Below are 15889 nucleotides of genomic sequence, written 5' to 3' on the forward strand. Positions count from 1 at the left end.
GACAAAGGGGAGAAGGGGACGACAGCCGGGCCGCGGCAGCGGTGCTTCGATGCACCGGCGAGCGGCCTGTCGGCTCCGGGTGATCACCCGGAGATGTCGTCGTCCACCACCATGTCCGGTCTCCTTGAGGACGTGGCCCGGGGAAGGGCCACCGAAAAGATCAACGTTCCCGGCAGGCTAACAGCCGGGGATGCCGGTCGCCACCCGATTTCCGCCGGCGGCGACCCGAAGGATCTGATGAACCGTCACCGTCCGTGCCGCACAGGCCCTCTCGACGTGACCGGGCACGCGACGGCATGCTCGTCCCCGTGCGCGGCCCGCGCGCCTCCGTCACCCGACCGAAGGAGCCCCCCGTGGAACGACTCGTGCTGGACCCGACCGGTCGAAACCGCGATGCCGAGACCGCCGAGCTGTTCGAGCGCGGGCCGGCGACGCCCGTCGACCTCCTGGGAGTGCGGGCCTGGGCGGTGGCCGACCCGGGGCTGCTGGAGGAACTGCTCAAGGACCCCCGGGTGTCCAAGGACGGCCTCCAGCACTGGCCTGACTTCGCCGAGGTCGTCCCCACCTGGCCGCTGGCGATCTGGGTGGCCGCCCGCAACATGTTCACCGCCCACGGTGCGGAGCACCGGCGGCTGCGCCGGCTGGTCGGCACCGCGTTCTCGGTCCGCCGGATCACCGCCATGACCGGGCAGGTCGAGCAGCTGACCGGCGCCCTGCTGGACGACCTGGCCGCGATGCCTCCCGGCACCCCCGTCGACCTGCGCGAGCACCTCGCCTACCGGCTGCCGATCCAGGTCGTCGCCCGGCTGCTGGGACTCCCCGACGCCCTCACGGACAGCTTCCGCACCACCGTCGACCGGGTCTTCGACACCACCCGCACCACCGAGGAGGCCGTCGCCAACATGACGACCTTCTACGCGATGCTGGACGAGCTGATCGCCACCAAGCGCCGCGAGCCCGCAGACGACATGACCTCGCTGCTGATCGCCGCCCGCGACACCGGCGACGGCGAGGACGGGCCGCAGGGGGAGGGCGGGGCGGCGGTGACCGCCGGCGCCTCGGCGCTGACCGAGGAGGAGCTGCGGGACACCCTGCTGCTGGTCGTCTCGGCCGGCTACGAGACCACCGTCAACCTGATCGACAACGCCATCGCCGCACTGCTCACCCACCCGGAGCAGCTCGCCCTGGTCCGGGCCGGCAAGGTCGGCTGGGGCGACGTGGTCGAGGAGGCGCTGCGCCGCGACGCGCCCGTGGCGCACCTGCCGCTGCGCTTCGCCGTCGAGGACATCGAGCTGCCCGGCGGGGTGGTCCTCCGCAAGGGCGACCCGATCCTGGCCTCCTACGCCGCCGCCGGCCGCCATCCCGTCCGCTACGGCGAGGACGGCGCCGTCTTCGACGTGACCCGGCCGGTCAAGGAGCACCTGGCCTTCGGCCACGGCCCGCACTTCTGCCTCGGCGCCCCGCTGGCCCGGCTGGAGGGGGCGACCGCCCTGCGGATGCTCTTCGAGCGGTTCCCGGACCTCGCCCTCGCCCCCGATGCCGACCTGCGGCCGGTCGAATCGCTGATCTCCAACGGGCACCGCGAACTCCCGGTCCTGCTCGGCGGGGTGCGGTAGACCGGCGGGCGGCCGCGCGTCGCGTCCCCGTTCCAGCAAGGACGGGGACGCGACGCGCGGGAGGCCGGGTCAGTGGGCCCGACGGCGCGGCCGACGGCGCGTCCGGCTCACTGCCCCATGACGTACTTGACGGTCGGCCCGGTGGTCCAGCCGCCGTCCACCGCGAGCTCGGCGCCGGTCACGTAGGAGGCGTCGTCCGACAGCAGGTACACCACGGCGGTGGCGATCTCGGGAGCCTCGCCGACGCGGGCCATCGGGGTGTTGGGGTAGTTGCCCTCACCCTGCTGGATGCCGACCGCCGCCGTCATCGGGGTGTAGGTCATGCCCGGGTGCACCGAGTTGACCCGGATCCGCTCGGTGCCCAGCTCGACCGCGCCGATCTTGCTCAGGCCGCGCACGCCCCACTTGGAGGCGCCGTAGCCGGCAGTCAGGGCGAGGCCCATCAGACCGGCCGCCGAGGAGATGTTGACGATCGAGCCGCCGCCGGCCGCGCGCATCGCCGGGACGACGGTCTTCATCCCGATGAACACCCCGGTCAGATTGACGTCCAGCACCTTGCGGAAGTACGCGACGCTCTCGTCCGCGAGCAGGGTGCCGGTGGAGATCCCCGCGTTGTTGACCAGGCCGTGCACCGCGCCGAACTCCGCCACCGCGTGGTCCACCACCCGCTGCCAGTCCTCCTCGGAGGTCACGTCGTGCCGTACGAAACGGGCCCGCTCGCCGAGCTCGGCGGCGGTGGCCAGGCCGTCCTCCTCCAGGACGTCGGTGATCACCACATTGGCCCCGGCGGCGACGGCGAGCCGGGCCGCCTCGGCGCCGAGGCCGCGGGCGCCGCCGGTGATGATGACGGTCTTGCCGGTCAGGTCGTTCATGACGTGCTCCTGGAGGGGGTGGGGGCGGAGAGCATGGCGGCGGACACCGTCACCAGGTCGGCGAGGAAGGTCTCCTCGTCCGTCAGCGGGGTGGATCCGGTGAGGTACTGCTGCGCCCGGTCGGCCAGCGCCGCGCCGATCAAGGTGAGGGCGAGGTCGAGCCGCTCCAGCCGGATCGGCTCCGGCAGGCCGGAGATCCGCTGCTCGGCCAGACCGATCAGCCGCCAGTAGCCGCCGCCCGCGAGGGTGGGGTGCGGGGTCCGGGTGCGGACGCCGCTGCTGTGGCTGATCTGGGCCGAGATCCGCAGGCAGTGCCGGCCCTGCTCGGTGCGCAGCTCGGTGGCCTCGGCGGTCACCAGGGCGTCGAGCAGCCCGGGGAGGTCCTGTTCCGCCAGGGCGGGGAGCCTCGGCGCGAGCGCCCGCTCGGTGCGCTCCTGCCGGGCGGCCATGATCGCGTCCAGCAGCCCTTCGCGGGAGCCGAAGTGGTACTGCACGGCGGACGGGTTGCTCTGTCCGGCCAGCCGGACGATGTCCTTGGTGAGGGAGGCCTCTACGCCCCGGGTGGCGAAGAGTTCCTCCGCCGCCCGGATCAGCCTCTCGCGGGTCTCGTGGCCCGCCGACGTCCTTGCCATGGGACCAAGATTAATACTGGGCATTATTAATCGCAAAGCAGGGTCGTCCGTCCCGGTCGGGCCGTGCGGCCGGGGACCGGGGCGTCCCTCGCGCTGTCCCCGACGGCGAGCGGGCCCGCCCGGCCGGTGCGGCCGGACGGACCCGCGAGGTCCCGTTCCCTCGGTCAGCCGTTGTCGTCCTCGCCCTGGTTGTCGCCGCCGCCCCGGTGGTGCCCGACGGAGGCCGCGAAGGCCTGGGAGTCCTCGGCCGCCGGAGCACCGGGGCCGGTCACGAGGTTGCGGCTGGTCGAGCCGAACACCACCGTGCGGCCCGCGGCGTCCACGAACGGGGCGTTCGACGCACCGTTGCCGAGCGAGCCGTCGGCGGCCGTGGAGACCCGCTCGGTCCGGCCCGTGCGCAGGTCCTGGCGGTAGATGTCCCACTCCGCGTGCTGCGGGCCGGCCACCAGGTTGTCGGCGGCGGACTCGAAGTAGAGCCAGCGGTTGTCGGCGGTGATCGAGCCGTGGTCCGAGGAGCCGACCGAGCTGGTGCCCGGCAGGCCGCCGCTGATCTTGGTCACGGTGCCCGTCCGCAGGTCCCGGACGTGGAGCACCGTGTGGTAGCGGTGACCGTTGGTCGAGCCGCCGGGCTCGGGCAGGGTGTAGATCGCGCGCCGCCCGTCGGGGCTGATCGTCGCCTCGAAGCTGGAGGCGCCCACCGTGCCGTCGGTGCCCGTGCTGGCGGCGGTGAGACGCCGGCCGGGCACGTCGTAGACGTAGTAGGTGGCGGCGGTCGGGTGGGCGGCGAGCGAGGCCGCGGCCCCCTGCGGAACGATCCGGCGCGCGGCCTCGGCGGCGCCCGGGGTCGTCTCCACGTCCTCGGGGGCGGGCGGCTGGTCCTGCGGCAGCAGCTCGGAGAGCGAGGAGAAGCCGATGGTGCGGCCGTCGGCACTGATCGTCGGGTGCACCGACAGGCTCTCGCCCGGCTTGCCGTTGAGGTCCCGGGAGATCAGCCGGGTGGTGTGGGTGCGCCGGTCGGTGAGGTAGACGTTGTACTTCCAGGTGTACGGCCGGGCCAAGGAGGGCCCGGCTCCGGCCGTCGGCGGCTCGGTGTCCACCACCGTCGGGTCCAGGTCGGTCCGGGAGGACACGAACGCCACGAACCGGCCGTCCGCGCTGATCGAGGGCGCGTACGAGGAGTGGTACTGGTCGGTGTCGGTCCTGGCCGCGCTGCCGCTGATCAGTTCCGTGCGTCCGGTCCAGCGGTCGCGCAGGTACACCTCGGTGCGCCCGGTCACCCTCGGGTCGGCCGTCACGCCCTCGGAGTCGCTCTCGAAGGCGACGTAACGGCCGTTGGCGTTGATCGCCACGTAGTCGGTGAAGCCGGTCAGCGGCTCGTCGGAGTCGGAGAGGTTGACCCGCTCCGTGCGCCCGTTGCGCAGGTCCGTCACATAGGCGTCGCGCCCGCCCTTGCTGGGCTGCCCCACCAGGTTCGTGCCCCAGGAGGTGAACAGGGCGAAGCGGCCGTCGGCGCTGACGCCCTGGCCGAACGACTGCCCGTCGGGCGCGGTGCCGTTAACCCCGGTGCTGATCTGGACGGTGCCGTGCGCCACCGGCCGGGCCGTGGCCTGGGCCGGAGCGGCGGTGGCGGCGATCACGGCGGCCGCGGCCAGCGCACCGCCGCCCGCGAGCCACCGGTTGCGGGTCGTCCGGGTGGTACGTGTCATCGAGTTTCCCCTCGGATCGCCCGGCCGGGCTCCCTCCCGGTGGCGGGCTTCCCGGCAAAGCCAAGCCCCCACGGTGTCCGGTCGTCAACGATCGAGGGGGAAGGGGAGTGGAAGATACGTCAACTGACTGATAACACAACGTAATGACCCGATCCGGGCACGGTCGGACGCCCCTCGGCGGCCGGACCGTCGCGCCGCCCTGACGTCCTCGGCTGTCCCCCGCCCCGCGCGGGCCCCGGGGGAACGCCCTCCCGGCGCCGCCCGGCGGCCGATGTCACAATCACCGCCGCTGCGCAGTCATAGAGGGGAGACCGGGAGAACGGAGTGCACCGTGCGGGAGACGAACTGGCGGGCGTCGGCCGGGTGCCGGGGTTCGGACCCCGAACTCTTCTTCCCCATCGGGAGCGGCACCAGCTTCGCGACACTCGCGCAGAGCGACGAGGCGAAGGCCGTGTGCGGCCGCTGTCCGGTGGCGCGGGAGTGCCTGGAGTGGGCGCTGAACGTCGCCGTGGAGGGAGTCTGGGGCGGGACGACGGAGACGGAGCGCCGTGCGATCCGCCGGCGCCGGGCGTGAACCCGGCCTCGGCCGGTCCTTCGGGAACGGCGCTCAGGGGCGGTCCGGGAGGACGGCGACGGCGAGGGGCAGGTGGCCGACGGGGAGGCGGGAGGTGCGGCCGGTGGCGGTGTCGACCACGGTGAGCCCGTCCCAGCCACCCTCGCGGGTGAAGCCGCCGGACACGTAGGCGGTGCGGGCGTCGGGCGACAGGGTGACGGTCTCGTGCGGGCCGTCGAGGGGGACGAGGCGCTCGCGGCCGTCGGGGGTCCGGACGGTGAGGGACGGTCCGGCGTCGGTGGCGGGGTCGATCGGGCCGGTGCCGACGACGTAGAGGGTGCCGTCGGGGGCGGCGGTGACGCCGTGCTGATGGGTGTTCGCGGTCATCGGCTCGACGTCGACCCGACCGGTGGACGGGTCGACGACGGCGAGCCGCTCGCCCTCGAAGGGGAGCAGCAGCGCGCCGTCGGACGGGCGGACGGCGGCGTAGTGCGGCTTGAGCCAGGAGCCGAGCCCGCCCTCGGTGCCGTAGGGCGCGACCTCGATCCGGCGGGTGGCCCAGGTGGCCGTGTCGACGGTGGTGACGTCGAAGGAGTCGTGGTCGGTGACGTAGACCCGGCGGCCGTCCGCGGAGACGTCCACGTCGAAGGGTCGGCGGCCGACCGCGACCACCTGGACGACCGTCCGGGTCGCGGTGTCGACGACCTCCAGGGTGCCGTTGCCGCCCGGCACGTTGACGCCGACGTAGGCGCGGGAGCCGTCCGGGGAGAGGGCGATGCCCATGCCGCCGCCCCGGTACTCGCCGGTGGTGACCGGCCCGGTGCGGGTGGTGTGGGGGACCAGGGCGGTCCGGGTGCGGGCGCGGGTGTCGACGACGGCGACGCCCTCGGCGGTGGCGACCCAGGCGGTGCCGTCGGGCGCGACGGCGAGGCCGTACGGGGCGGTGCCGACCCGGACGGAGCCGAGGTCGGCGGCGCGGCCCGGGCGGGAGGGGTCGACGAAGGTGACGGTGTCGGCGCCGAAGTCGGTGACGAGCAGGGTGGGGGAGGGGGCGACGGAGTCGGCGGCCGGGGCGGGCGTGGGTGTGGGTGTGGGTGCTGCGGGGGCCGCGGTGGGGGCGGACGGCGGCGTGGCCGTCGGCTCCGGGGAGCCGCAGGCGGAGAGCAGGACGGCGGTCAGCGCGGTCAGCGCGGTCAGGGCAGCGGTGCGGGTGCGTGCGGCGCGGGTGGTCACGGATCCTCCTCGGACTGGGCCGCCCCCCAGCCTCCGTCCTCGGGCCCCCGCGGGGAATCGGCTGCCCGGCCCGTCCGGGGGCGACGGCCGGTGGACCGCGGTGTCGTCCGATCGGTCGATCCCCCGCGCGGGAATCGGCGGGACACTGGGGGTTTCCCGTGCTCAACGCCCCCGTACCGAGAGGCAGACCCCATGGCCGCCCCCGCCGTCACCGTGTTCCGCGACGTCCGCCCGTACGGCGCCGGACGGGCCGTCGACCTGGTCGCCGTCGACGGAATGCTGGTCGACCGGCTGCCGGAGGGCGCCGAGCCGGAGGTGGTCGACGGCGCGGGCCGGATCGCGCTGCCCACCCTGGTGGACGCCCACATCCACCCGGACAAGACCGCCTGGGGCGAGCCCTGGTACAGCCGCCGCCCGGCCGGGTCGCTGCCCGAGTTCGTGGACGGCGACGTCGACCTGTACCGCCGTCAGTCCACCCCGCTCGCCGAGCGCGCCCACCGGCTGCTCGCCCACGCCGTGGCCTGCGGCACCCGTGCCGTCCGGGCGCACGTGGACGTCGCGCCGGCCTTCGGCCTGGCCGGGGTGACCGGTCTGGCCGAGGTGCGGGAGCGGTTGGCCGGTGCGCTGGACCTCACGCTGGTCGCCTTCCCGCAGCACGGCGTCCGCCGCACCCCCGGGGCGGGGGCGCTGCTGGCCGAGGCGGCGGCGGGCGGGCTGATCGACGCGGTCGGCGGCATCGACCCGGCCGGCTTCGACGGCGGTCCGGACGGCGAGGGCCCGGCCCAGCTCGACCTGGTCTTCGGCCTGGCCGAGCGGTACGGGCTGCGGCTGGACGTCCATCTGCACGACCGGGGCGACCGGGGGCTTGCCCCGCTGCGCGACATCGCCGCGCGGACCAGGGCCGCCGGTCTGGCCGGCCGGGTCGTGGTCAGCCACGCCTTCTGCGTGCCGGAGCTGGGCGGCGAGCAGCTCGACGAGCTCGCCGAGCTGCTCGCCGGGTCCGGCGTCGGCCTCACCACCGTCGCGCCCTCGGCGCACCAGGTGCTGCCGTTCCGTGAACTCCGGGCGCACGGTGTGCGGGTGGGCCTCGGTTCGGACGGGGTGCGGGACTCCTGGAGCCCGTACGGCAACGCGGACATGCTGCACCGGGCCCACCTGCTCGGCTGGACGACCGACGCCCGCACGGACGAGGAGCTGGCCGGGTGCTTCGCGCTGGCCGCCGACGGCGGTGCCGAGCTGCTCGACCTGCCGAGGGCGACCCTGGAGCCGGGGTCGCCGGCGGACTTCATGCTGGTGTCCGGCGAGTGCCTCCCGCAGGTCGTCGTGGACCTTCCGCCGCGCGAGCTGGTGGTCCGGGCCGGGCGGGTGGTCGCCCGGGACGGCCGCTACCTGGGCTGAGGGAGGGCCGCCGTCCGGGCCGGGGCGGAGGCGCCGCCCGGGCAGCAGCCTCCGCCTCGGCACCTCACCCGGCGCTGTGCGGGGGCTCCGCGGTGGTGAAGTGACCGCCGATCAGCCGGGCGTCGACATGGCCGGGGTCCAGCTCGCCGTGTTCGGCCAGCACCGCCTCGGCGAACCGCTCGGCGTCGTCCCGCGGGCGGTAGCCGAGGGCGCGTGCGGACGAGAGGTCCCACCAGGCCCGGGTGTTGGCGCTGATGCCGTTGACCACGGTGTGGCCGGTGCCCGGGGCGGTGAGCGCCGCGTGCACCAGGCGCGCGCAGTCGTCGGGGCTGAGCCAGGTGGCGAGCATCCGCACGGACCGGGGGCGGGCGAAGCACGAGCCGATCCGCAGCGAGACCGTCCGGACGCCGTACTTGTCGGCGTACAGGGCGGCCAGGTTCTCCCCGAAGGCCTTGGACAGGCCGTAGTAGGTGTCGGGGCGGGGCGGGACGTCGGAACCGATCGGGACGGCGCCGGTCAGCGGATGGAAGCCGACGGCGTGGTTGCTGCTCGCCAGCACCACCCGGCGCACCCCCTCCCGGCGCACGGCCTCGTACAGGTGGTAGGTGCCGCGGATGTTGGCGTCGAGGATCGCCTCGAAGCCGTCCTCGACGGAGATCCCGCCGAGGTGCACCACGGCGTCGGCACCGCGCACGGCGGCCCGGACGGCCTCCGCGTCGCCCAGGTCGAAGCGGAGCGCGTCGGGGTCGCCGGGAACCGGCAGCCGGTCGGCGCAGACCAGCCGGTGGCCCAGGGCGGGCAGGCGCTCGCGCAGGAAGGTGCCGACACCGCCCGCGGCGCCGGTGAGCAGAACGGTCCCGGTCATGGTGCTCCGATCTCGGCGACGGGTGCGGGGACGGGTGCGGTGGTGGGTGCGGCGACGGGTGCGGCGACGGGTGCGGTGGTGGGTGCGGCAGGCGTGGAGGGTCCGGCCGCGGGCGCGGCGGGTCCGACCGCGCGGAACTCGGCCGCCAGGACGGCCGCCAGCGGCAGCCGGTCGGCGGGCAGCAGGCCCAGGTGGTAGAGGCTGAGCCGGCTCGCCCCGGCCGCCCGCAGCCGGCGGACATGGCCGGGCAGCAGGCCCGGATCCGTCGGCGCCAGCAGCGTGACGTACGCGTCCACCACCGGATGGCGCAGCGCGGTACGGCGTACCAGTTCGGCACTCTCCGGACCGGTCGGCCAGCAGGGCACCAGCACGGCGTCCACCTCCCCGGCCGCCGCGGCGGTGAGTCCGGGCGACGGGCCGGTGGCCCACGGGTCGGGGTGGGCGTGCAGGGTGACCGGCACCCCGGGCACGGCGTCGCGTACGGCGGCGACGGCCCGGCCGCGCAGCGCGTCGGTGGCCGCGTGCCGTACGGCGAGCACCACCTCGTCGACCTCGGCGGGCGGAGCGGCGCCGGTCCCCGCCGACCGGCGGAGCTGCCCGACGACGAGGTCCGGGTCCGTCCCGGCCGACCGCCACCCCGCACGGCAGCCCTCGCAGCAGCACACCGACAGGGCCCGCAGGGCCGTCGGTCCGTAGGCGCCGTCGGTCTTCTCGTGGCACCCCGCGTGCACCGCGCCGAGCTGGCCGGCGGACTCCAGCGACACACCGCGCACGGCACCGGCGGGCAGGTCGTGCAGGGCCTCGGCGGCCAGGGTCGCGCAGTGGTCGCGGACCTCGGCACGGGAGGGGCAGAGCGCGTACGGGTAGGGCTCGCCGAAGCAGTTCACCACGGCGAGGTCGGGATGGAGCCGGCCGAGCCGACTGTTGTGGGCGAGCACGATCCAGGCGGTGACGGGCAGTCCGGCCCCGGCGAGCGCGGTCACGGCCGCGCGGCCCGGATCCTCCCCGGGCAGCCAGTCGGCGCCCCGGGGCACCAGCCGGTGGCCCGCCCAGGCCGGGGAACGCACCGGCCGGTGGAGCGCGCCGTGGTGGGCGTCGACGAACCGCCGCCGGGGGTGGTGCGGGGTGGCGGCACGGGTCGAGTGGTAGCTGAGCGCCAGGGTGACGGCGTCGGCGCCGGTGGCCCGGGCCCGGTCGGCGAAGCCGGGGTCGCCGAGGACGTCCCAGGGGTAGGCGTGGACGGAGACGTGCGGGTTCACCATCGGGGACGCCTCTTCCGGTAGCCGGGTTCGAACCGGGCCCGGTACGCGGTGTCGTCGCGCTCCCGGACGCCGCACCGCAGGTAGTTCTCGTGCAGCCGGGCGAGCGCGTCCGGATCCAGCCGGACCCCGAGGCCGGGCCGGTCGGGCACCCGCACCGCCCCGCCGGCGATCCGCAGCGGCTCGGCGACCACGTCCACCCCGCCCTGCCAGGGGGTGTGGGTGTCGGCGGCGTAGGTGAGCTCCGGCAGGGCGGCGCCGAGCTGGGTCATCGCGGCGAGACTGATCCCGAGATGGCTGTTGGAGTGCATCGAGACCCCGACACCCCAGGTGCGGCAGACGGCGGCGAGTTCGGCCGAGCGGCGCAGCCCGCCCCAGTAGTGGTGGTCGGCCAGGACGACCCCGACGGCCCGGGCGCCGAACCCGGGCGGGAGGTCCTCCGGGGCGACCACGCACATGTTGGTGGCGAGCGGCATGGGGACCCGGCGCGCCACCTTGGCCATGCCGGCGATGCCGGGTGTCGGATCCTCCAGGTACTCCAGCAGGCCCTCGGTCCGCTCGCCCACCCGGACGGAGGTCTCCACCGTCCAGGCGGCGTTGGGGTCCAGCCGCAGCGGGTGGTCGGGGAAGGCGGCGCGCAGTTCGCGGATCGCCTCGACCTCCTCCTCCGGCGGCAGCACCCCGCCCTTGAGCTTGAGCGAGCGGAACCCGTACTGCTCGACCAGCTGACCGGCCTGCTCGACGATCCCGCCCGCGTCCAGCGCCTCCGGGAACGGGTCGCCGTCCCGGTCCGGGAGCGGCCCGGGCTGCGCCGGGTGCGCGGCCCAGCGGTAGAAGAGGTAACCCGCGTAGGGGACTTCGTCCCGGACCCGGCCGCCGAGCAGATCGGCGACGGGCCGGCCGGTCAGCTGCCCCTGGAGGTCCAGGCAGGCGGTCTCGAACGGGCCGAGCACCTTCAGGGTGGTCCGTGTCGGGCTGGAACCGCCGGTCAGACCGTGCCGGTCGGGCGCGTCGGCGGCGCCGAGCACCCCGGCGATCCGGCGGAGCAGGCCGTTGGTGTCGAAGGGGTCGAGACCGGTGACGGCCGGCGCGGCACGGCGCAGCAGGGCCAGGTGCGGTGCGTCGCCGTAGGTCTCGCCCAGGCCCACGAGGCCGTCCTCGCCGCGGAGTTCGACGATCGCGCGCAGCGCCCACGGCTGGTGGACGCCGGCCGAGTTGAGCAGCGGGGGATCCGGGAACGCGACGGGGGTGACGACCACCTCGCCGATCCTCATCGGGCGGCCCCGTCCGCGGCGGGGGCCCCGCTGAGGGCGGCGGCCCCGTCCACGGCGGCGGCCCCGTTCACGGCAGCCGCCTCGTTCAGGGTGGCGAGCGCGGCCCGGCCGCGGGCGAGGATCCCGGCCAGCTGCTCCACGTGTTCGGGGGCGGCATCGACCAAGGGGGGCCGGACCGGCCCCAGGTCGAGGCCGCCGAGCCGGGCACCGGCCTTCACCAGGGCCACGGCGTAGCCCGGGACCAGGTCGCGCAGCGCGACGAAGGGCAGGTAGAACTCCGCGAGCAGGGTGCGGACGGCGTGCTCGTCGCCGCGCTCGACGGCACGGTGGAAGGCGAGGGCGAGGTCGGGTGCGAAGCACAGGACGGCGGAGGAGTAGCTGTCGACGCCGATCGCCCGGTAGGCCTGGACGGTGAGTTCGGCGGTGGGCAGCCCGTTGAGGAAGCCGAAGGCGGCGGCCCTCGGGTGGCCGCTGGTGCGGACGGCGGTGACCAGGCGGAGCATCGCGTCGACGTCGCCGAGGCCGTCCTTGACGCCGGTGACGGTGGGGATGTCGAGCAGGGCGACGGCGGCGGCCGGGTCGAGCACGGCGTTGGCCCGCTGGTAGACGACCAGGGGCAGGGCGGTGGCCTCGGCGACGTAGCGGACGTGCCGGACGAGGCCGCCGGGGGTCCCGGCGACCAGGTACGGCGGGAGCAGCAGCAGACCGTCGGCCCCGGAGGCGGCCGCGGCGAGGGCGAACTCGCGGGCCAGCCGGGGGCCGCCGCCGCAGCCCGCCACGACGGGGACGCGGCCGTCGACGACCCGGACGGCCGTGGCGACCACGTCCCGGTACTCCTCGGGGCCGAGGGCGGTGAACTCGCCCGTGCCGCAGGCGACGAACAGGGCGGCCGGGGCGGCGGCGAGCTGCCGTTCCAGGTGTTCGGCGTAGGCGGCGAGGTCGATCTTGTCGTCCGGGGTGAACGGGGTGAGCGGGAAGGAGAGCAGGCCGTGCAGGCGCATGGGGATTCCTGTCTGACGGTCCGATGACCGGATCAAGTGGAGAGGCGGAGGGGTGAGGGAGGAGTGGGACGGTGAGGGGCGTCGGGGCGCGCTCAGCCCTTGACCGCGCCGGAGGTGAGGCCGCGCATGAACTGCCGCTGCATGGCGAGGAAGGCGAGCACGCTGGGCAGCAGGGCGAGCAGGGCGGAGGCCAGCAGTACCCCGATGCCGACCTCCTCGTCGGAGCGCAGGGTGCGCAGCGCCAGCGGCAGGGTGAACTGCCTGGCGTCGGTGGCGACCAGCATCGGCAGCAGGTACTGGTCCCAGATCATGGTGAAGCCGAAGATGCCGATCACCCCCAGCGCGGGGCGGCACAGCGGCAGGACGACGGACCAGAAGATCCGCAGGTCGCCGGCGCCGTCGAGGCGGGCGGCCTCCTCCAGCTCGACCGGGATCTCCTTCATGAACTCGGCCGTGACCAGGATGGAGAACGCCCACGCCCCGACCGGGAGGATCATCCCGGCGAGGGTGCCGATGAGGTCGAGGTCCGAGAGCACCATGGAGAGCGGGAGGGCGAGGATCTCCTCGGGCAGCATCATCGTCCCGAGGATCAGCAGCAGGACCAGCCGCGCGCCCGGGAAGCGACGGCGGGCGATCGCGTAGGCGGCGCTGACGCTGACCGCGATCTGGAGCAGCAGCCCGCCACCGACCACGACCAGCGAGTTGGCGAGGTAGCGCAGTACGTCGCGGTCGAACGCGGCCCGGAAGTTCTCCAGCGTCGGGTGGGTGGGCAGCAGGGTGAGCGCGGTCGGGTCGGTGACCTCGGAGAAGGAGCTGGCCAGCAGGGCGAGCAGCGGCCCGGCGAAGACCAGCACGAGCAGCGCGTACAGCGCGGTGCGGGCGAGGACGGCGAGCGCTCCGCGACGGGCGGTGAGGCCGAGGGCGGTGTCGGTGGTGGAGACGGCGGACGTGGTGGTGGTCGGTTTCTTCATCGGCCCGCCCTCCCGGCGCTGTGCCGCTCGCCGCGCGGATCGCCGCGTCGTGCCCGCAGGGCCAGGGTGAGTACGACGGTGGCACCGAGCAGCACCATGGAGCCGGCCGCGGCCACCCCCAACTCGTTGCGTTCCAGGCCGAGTTTGTACACGAGTGTCATCAGGACCTCGGTGGATCCGTTCGGGCCGCCGTTGGTGAGCAGGAAGATCTCGGTGAAGACCCGCAGCCCCCGGATGGCGGCCAGGGTGAGCAGGACGGCGAAGGCCGGCCGAAGGGCGGGCAGGGTGACGTGCCACAGGCGGCGCAGGGTGCCGGCCCCGTCGACGGCGGAGGCTTCGTACAGGGTGCGGTCGACGCCGGCCAGGGCCGCCAGGAAGATCATCATGTCGTAGGGCGCGCCCCGCCACACCCCGACGCCCATCACCGACCAGAGCGCGGAGTCGGGGCCGTTGAGGAACTGGGAGGGGCCGAGGCCGAGCCAGCCGAGCAGGGTGTTCACCGCGCCGCCCGCCGCCGGGTGGTACAGGATCCGCCAGACCTCGGCGACCACCGCCATCGCGGTGACCACCGGCAGGAAGACCGCCGTCCGGACGATCCACAGGTGGCGGGCGGTGCCCTCCAGCACCAGGGCCAGCCCCAGCCCCAGGGCCAGCGAGCCGCCGGTCTGGCCGGCGGCCAGCAGGACGGTGTGCCAGATCGCCTGGAGGAAGGCGTCGTCGGTGACGACCTGGTGGTAGTTGGCGCCGCCCACCCACCGGTCGCCCAGGTACGGGCGGACCTCGTGGAAGCTCATCTCCAGGGCCCGGGCCATCGGCAGGAACTTGAACAGGCCGAACAGCAGCAGTGCGGGGGCGAGGAACAGCCAGGGGGTGAGGCCGCCGGTCAGCCGGTGCCGCCACGGCCGCGGGCGGGCCCGTCCGGCGGGCGCCGGGGACCGGCCCGCCGGCCCGCGCCCGGCCGCTGGTGCGGCGGCCGGTGCGGCGCCGTCGCCGGGCGCCGCCGTCGGTCCGGCCGGTCCGGCGGTGACATCGGCGGCCGCCATCAGGAGCCGGCTCCCTGCTTCTCGAGCTCGGTGGCGAAGGTGCCGGCGAGCTTGCCCAGCGTGGCCTTCGGGTCGGCCGCGCAGTCGGCGGCGAGCGAGTTCAGGGCCTCGGCGGACGCCTGCCGGAACGGCGTCCACTCCGGCACGGCGGGCACGTAGCGGCCGGCCTCGCGGTACGCCTTGTCGAAGACCTGCCAGCGCCGGTCGGTGCGCACCGACGCCAGGTCGACGTCCTGGTTGACCGGCAGCCGGACCACGTTGCCGTCGGTGTCGCCGGCCATGCCGGTCTTCTGGCCCTCGGTGCCGATCAGGTACTCGGCGTACTTCCGCTGGCCGGCGGTGTTGTGCGAACCGGCCATCAGATAGATGTTCTCGCCCTCGGCGAGCACGGCGGACCGGCCGCCCGGGGCCGGGCCGGCCGGGAGCGCGACGATCTCGTACTTGTCCTGGCCGAGGCTCTTGTCGAAGCGGGCCAGGTTGTAGGGGCCGGTGAAGTATATGCCGCCCTTGCCGGTCTCGAACAGCGGGTGCGCCTGGGTGGTCTCTGTGGTGACGGCGCCCGGGGCGACGTTCTTGTCCGTGCAGAACTGCTTCTGCAGCCACTGGGCCGCCGCGAGCGAGCCCGGGCTGTCGACGGCGGGCTTCAGGCTCCCGGGGGATCCGGTGAAGTAGTCGCCGCCGTCGGCCCAGAGGAAGCTGGAGAAGTACCAGTCCAGGTAGCCGCGCTTGGTGCTCCCGGGGACGACGTAGCCGTAGGTGTCGGCCTTGCCGTTGCCGTCCGGGTCGCGGGTGGTGAACGCCGTCGCGAGGGCGTCGAGCTGGTCCCAGGTGGTGGGGACGGGCAGGCCCAGCTTCTCGCGCCAGTCGCGGCGGACGAACAGCGCGAAGGTCTGGGCCGAGAACGGGACGCCGTAGTACTTGCCGTCGGCCCCCTTGGCGGCGTCCCAGGCGGCGGGGACCAGACGGTCGCCGCCGGCCAGCGCGGCGCGGTCGACGGTCCGCACCAGTCCCTGCTTCACCAGGGTGCCGAGCTGCGCGGTGTCGTTCACGATCAGGTCCGGCAACTTCTTCTGGGCGGCGGCCTGCTGGAGCTTGGTCTCGAAGTCGTCGAAGAGCGCCGTGACGCGGGTGGGGACGCCGGTGGCGGCGGTGAACGCCGCGGCGAGGCTCTGGTGGGTCTTCTCGGTGTTGGAGCCGGGGGGCTTGCGGACCCAGATCTCCAACGGGGACTTGTCGTCGGAAGCTCCGGTGGTTCCGGAGCTGCCGGAGCCTCCGGAACCGCAGCCGGCGACGGTGGCCAGGACGAGAGCGGAGGCCGTGAGGGCCGTCCGGAGGCGTGCGAGTCTGCTGAGCATCGGATTCCCGTCTACATATATGGACAGAATCTCTGGATATGGCAGCGCTTCAAGGAGAAGTTAACGTCCGGTACCATGACCGTCAACACTGCTGAACCACCCAACCGGACG

14 protein-coding genes are annotated in these 15889 nt (G+C 74.6%); 3 read left to right on the forward strand and 11 right to left on the reverse strand.

The genetic code is table 11. From position 1 onward, the window contains the following. The first annotated feature begins 296 nt into the window (after positions 1 to 296). Positions 297 to 1616: a cytochrome P450 family protein gene (locus BLU95_RS37205; protein ID WP_093863880.1), complete on the forward strand. Its 1320-nt coding sequence runs from the start codon at positions 297 to 299 to the stop codon at positions 1614 to 1616. Between the two features lie 107 nt (positions 1617 to 1723). Here BLU95_RS37205 and BLU95_RS37210 read toward each other — a convergent pair whose 3' ends face one another. The 3 genes from BLU95_RS37210 to BLU95_RS37220 form a co-directional block, all read right to left on the reverse strand. Continuing rightward, the gene (locus BLU95_RS37210) at positions 1724 to 2488 is read right to left on the reverse strand and encodes a glucose 1-dehydrogenase (protein ID WP_093863881.1); all 765 of its coding nucleotides are present in this window, start codon (positions 2486 to 2488) and stop codon (positions 1724 to 1726) included. Continuing rightward, positions 2485 to 3120 (reverse strand): TetR/AcrR family transcriptional regulator, encoded by a 636-nt coding sequence (locus BLU95_RS37215; protein WP_093863882.1) that lies wholly within the window; start codon positions 3118 to 3120, stop codon positions 2485 to 2487. The genes BLU95_RS37210 and BLU95_RS37215 overlap by 4 nt, the downstream gene beginning before the upstream one ends. A gap of 164 nt (positions 3121 to 3284) precedes the next feature. Further along, on the reverse strand, positions 3285 to 4826 hold the full coding sequence (locus tag BLU95_RS37220; RefSeq protein ID WP_093863883.1) for a TolB family protein: 1542 nt from the start codon (positions 4824 to 4826) through the stop codon (positions 3285 to 3287). Positions 4827 to 5157: 331 nt separating this feature from the next. Between BLU95_RS37220 and BLU95_RS37225 the strand changes: the two genes are divergently transcribed. Beyond that, positions 5158 to 5400, forward strand: coding sequence for a WhiB family transcriptional regulator (locus BLU95_RS37225; RefSeq protein WP_231978084.1), 243 nt, complete (start codon positions 5158 to 5160; stop codon positions 5398 to 5400). Positions 5401 to 5433: 33 nt separating this feature from the next. On the opposite strand, the gene BLU95_RS37230 is transcribed toward BLU95_RS37225, so the two are convergent. Then, a complete protein-coding gene (locus BLU95_RS37230; protein WP_231978085.1) occupies positions 5434 to 6612 on the reverse strand; it encodes a YncE family protein in 1179 nt (392 codons plus the stop codon). A 192-nt stretch (positions 6613 to 6804) separates the two neighbouring features. Between BLU95_RS37230 and BLU95_RS37235 the strand changes: the two genes are divergently transcribed. Further along, entirely contained in the window at positions 6805 to 8010 is a 1206-nt protein-coding gene (locus tag BLU95_RS37235; RefSeq protein ID WP_093863885.1) for an amidohydrolase, read from the forward strand. Positions 8011 to 8074: 64 nt separating this feature from the next. Here the strand turns inward: BLU95_RS37235 and BLU95_RS37240 are convergent, their stop codons facing one another. The 7 genes from BLU95_RS37240 to BLU95_RS37270 form a co-directional block, all read right to left on the reverse strand. Further along, positions 8075 to 8875, reverse strand: a complete 801-nt coding sequence (locus BLU95_RS37240) for an NAD-dependent epimerase/dehydratase family protein (protein WP_093863886.1) — start codon at positions 8873 to 8875, stop codon at positions 8075 to 8077. After that, positions 8872 to 10137 (reverse strand): hypothetical protein, encoded by a 1266-nt coding sequence (locus BLU95_RS37245; RefSeq protein WP_197698662.1) that lies wholly within the window; start codon positions 10135 to 10137, stop codon positions 8872 to 8874. Before BLU95_RS37245 ends, BLU95_RS37240 begins: the two co-directional genes overlap by 4 nt. Beyond that, positions 10131 to 11408, reverse strand: coding sequence for a glucarate dehydratase family protein (locus BLU95_RS37250; protein ID WP_093863887.1), 1278 nt, complete (start codon positions 11406 to 11408; stop codon positions 10131 to 10133). Before BLU95_RS37250 ends, BLU95_RS37245 begins: the two co-directional genes overlap by 7 nt. Then, positions 11405 to 12409, reverse strand: coding sequence for a 5-dehydro-4-deoxyglucarate dehydratase (locus BLU95_RS37255; protein WP_093863888.1), 1005 nt, complete (start codon positions 12407 to 12409; stop codon positions 11405 to 11407). The genes BLU95_RS37250 and BLU95_RS37255 overlap by 4 nt, the downstream gene beginning before the upstream one ends. Before the next feature lie 92 nt (positions 12410 to 12501). Then, positions 12502 to 13380 carry a carbohydrate ABC transporter permease gene (locus BLU95_RS37260; protein ID WP_093863889.1) on the reverse strand — a complete coding sequence of 293 codons (879 nt, stop codon included), beginning with the start codon at positions 13378 to 13380 and terminating at the stop codon, positions 12502 to 12504. Further along, positions 13377 to 14423, reverse strand: a complete 1047-nt coding sequence (locus BLU95_RS37265) for a carbohydrate ABC transporter permease (protein ID WP_093863890.1) — start codon at positions 14421 to 14423, stop codon at positions 13377 to 13379. Before BLU95_RS37265 ends, BLU95_RS37260 begins: the two co-directional genes overlap by 4 nt. Continuing rightward, the gene (locus BLU95_RS37270) at positions 14423 to 15778 is read right to left on the reverse strand and encodes a sugar ABC transporter substrate-binding protein (RefSeq protein ID WP_093863891.1); all 1356 of its coding nucleotides are present in this window, start codon (positions 15776 to 15778) and stop codon (positions 14423 to 14425) included. The genes BLU95_RS37265 and BLU95_RS37270 overlap by 1 nt, the downstream gene beginning before the upstream one ends. Positions 15779 to 15889 lie beyond the last annotated feature (111 nt).

This window comes from Streptomyces sp. TLI_053 (assembly GCF_900105395.1).
In the GTDB taxonomy this organism is placed as follows: Bacteria; Actinomycetota; Actinomycetes; order Streptomycetales; family Streptomycetaceae; genus Kitasatospora.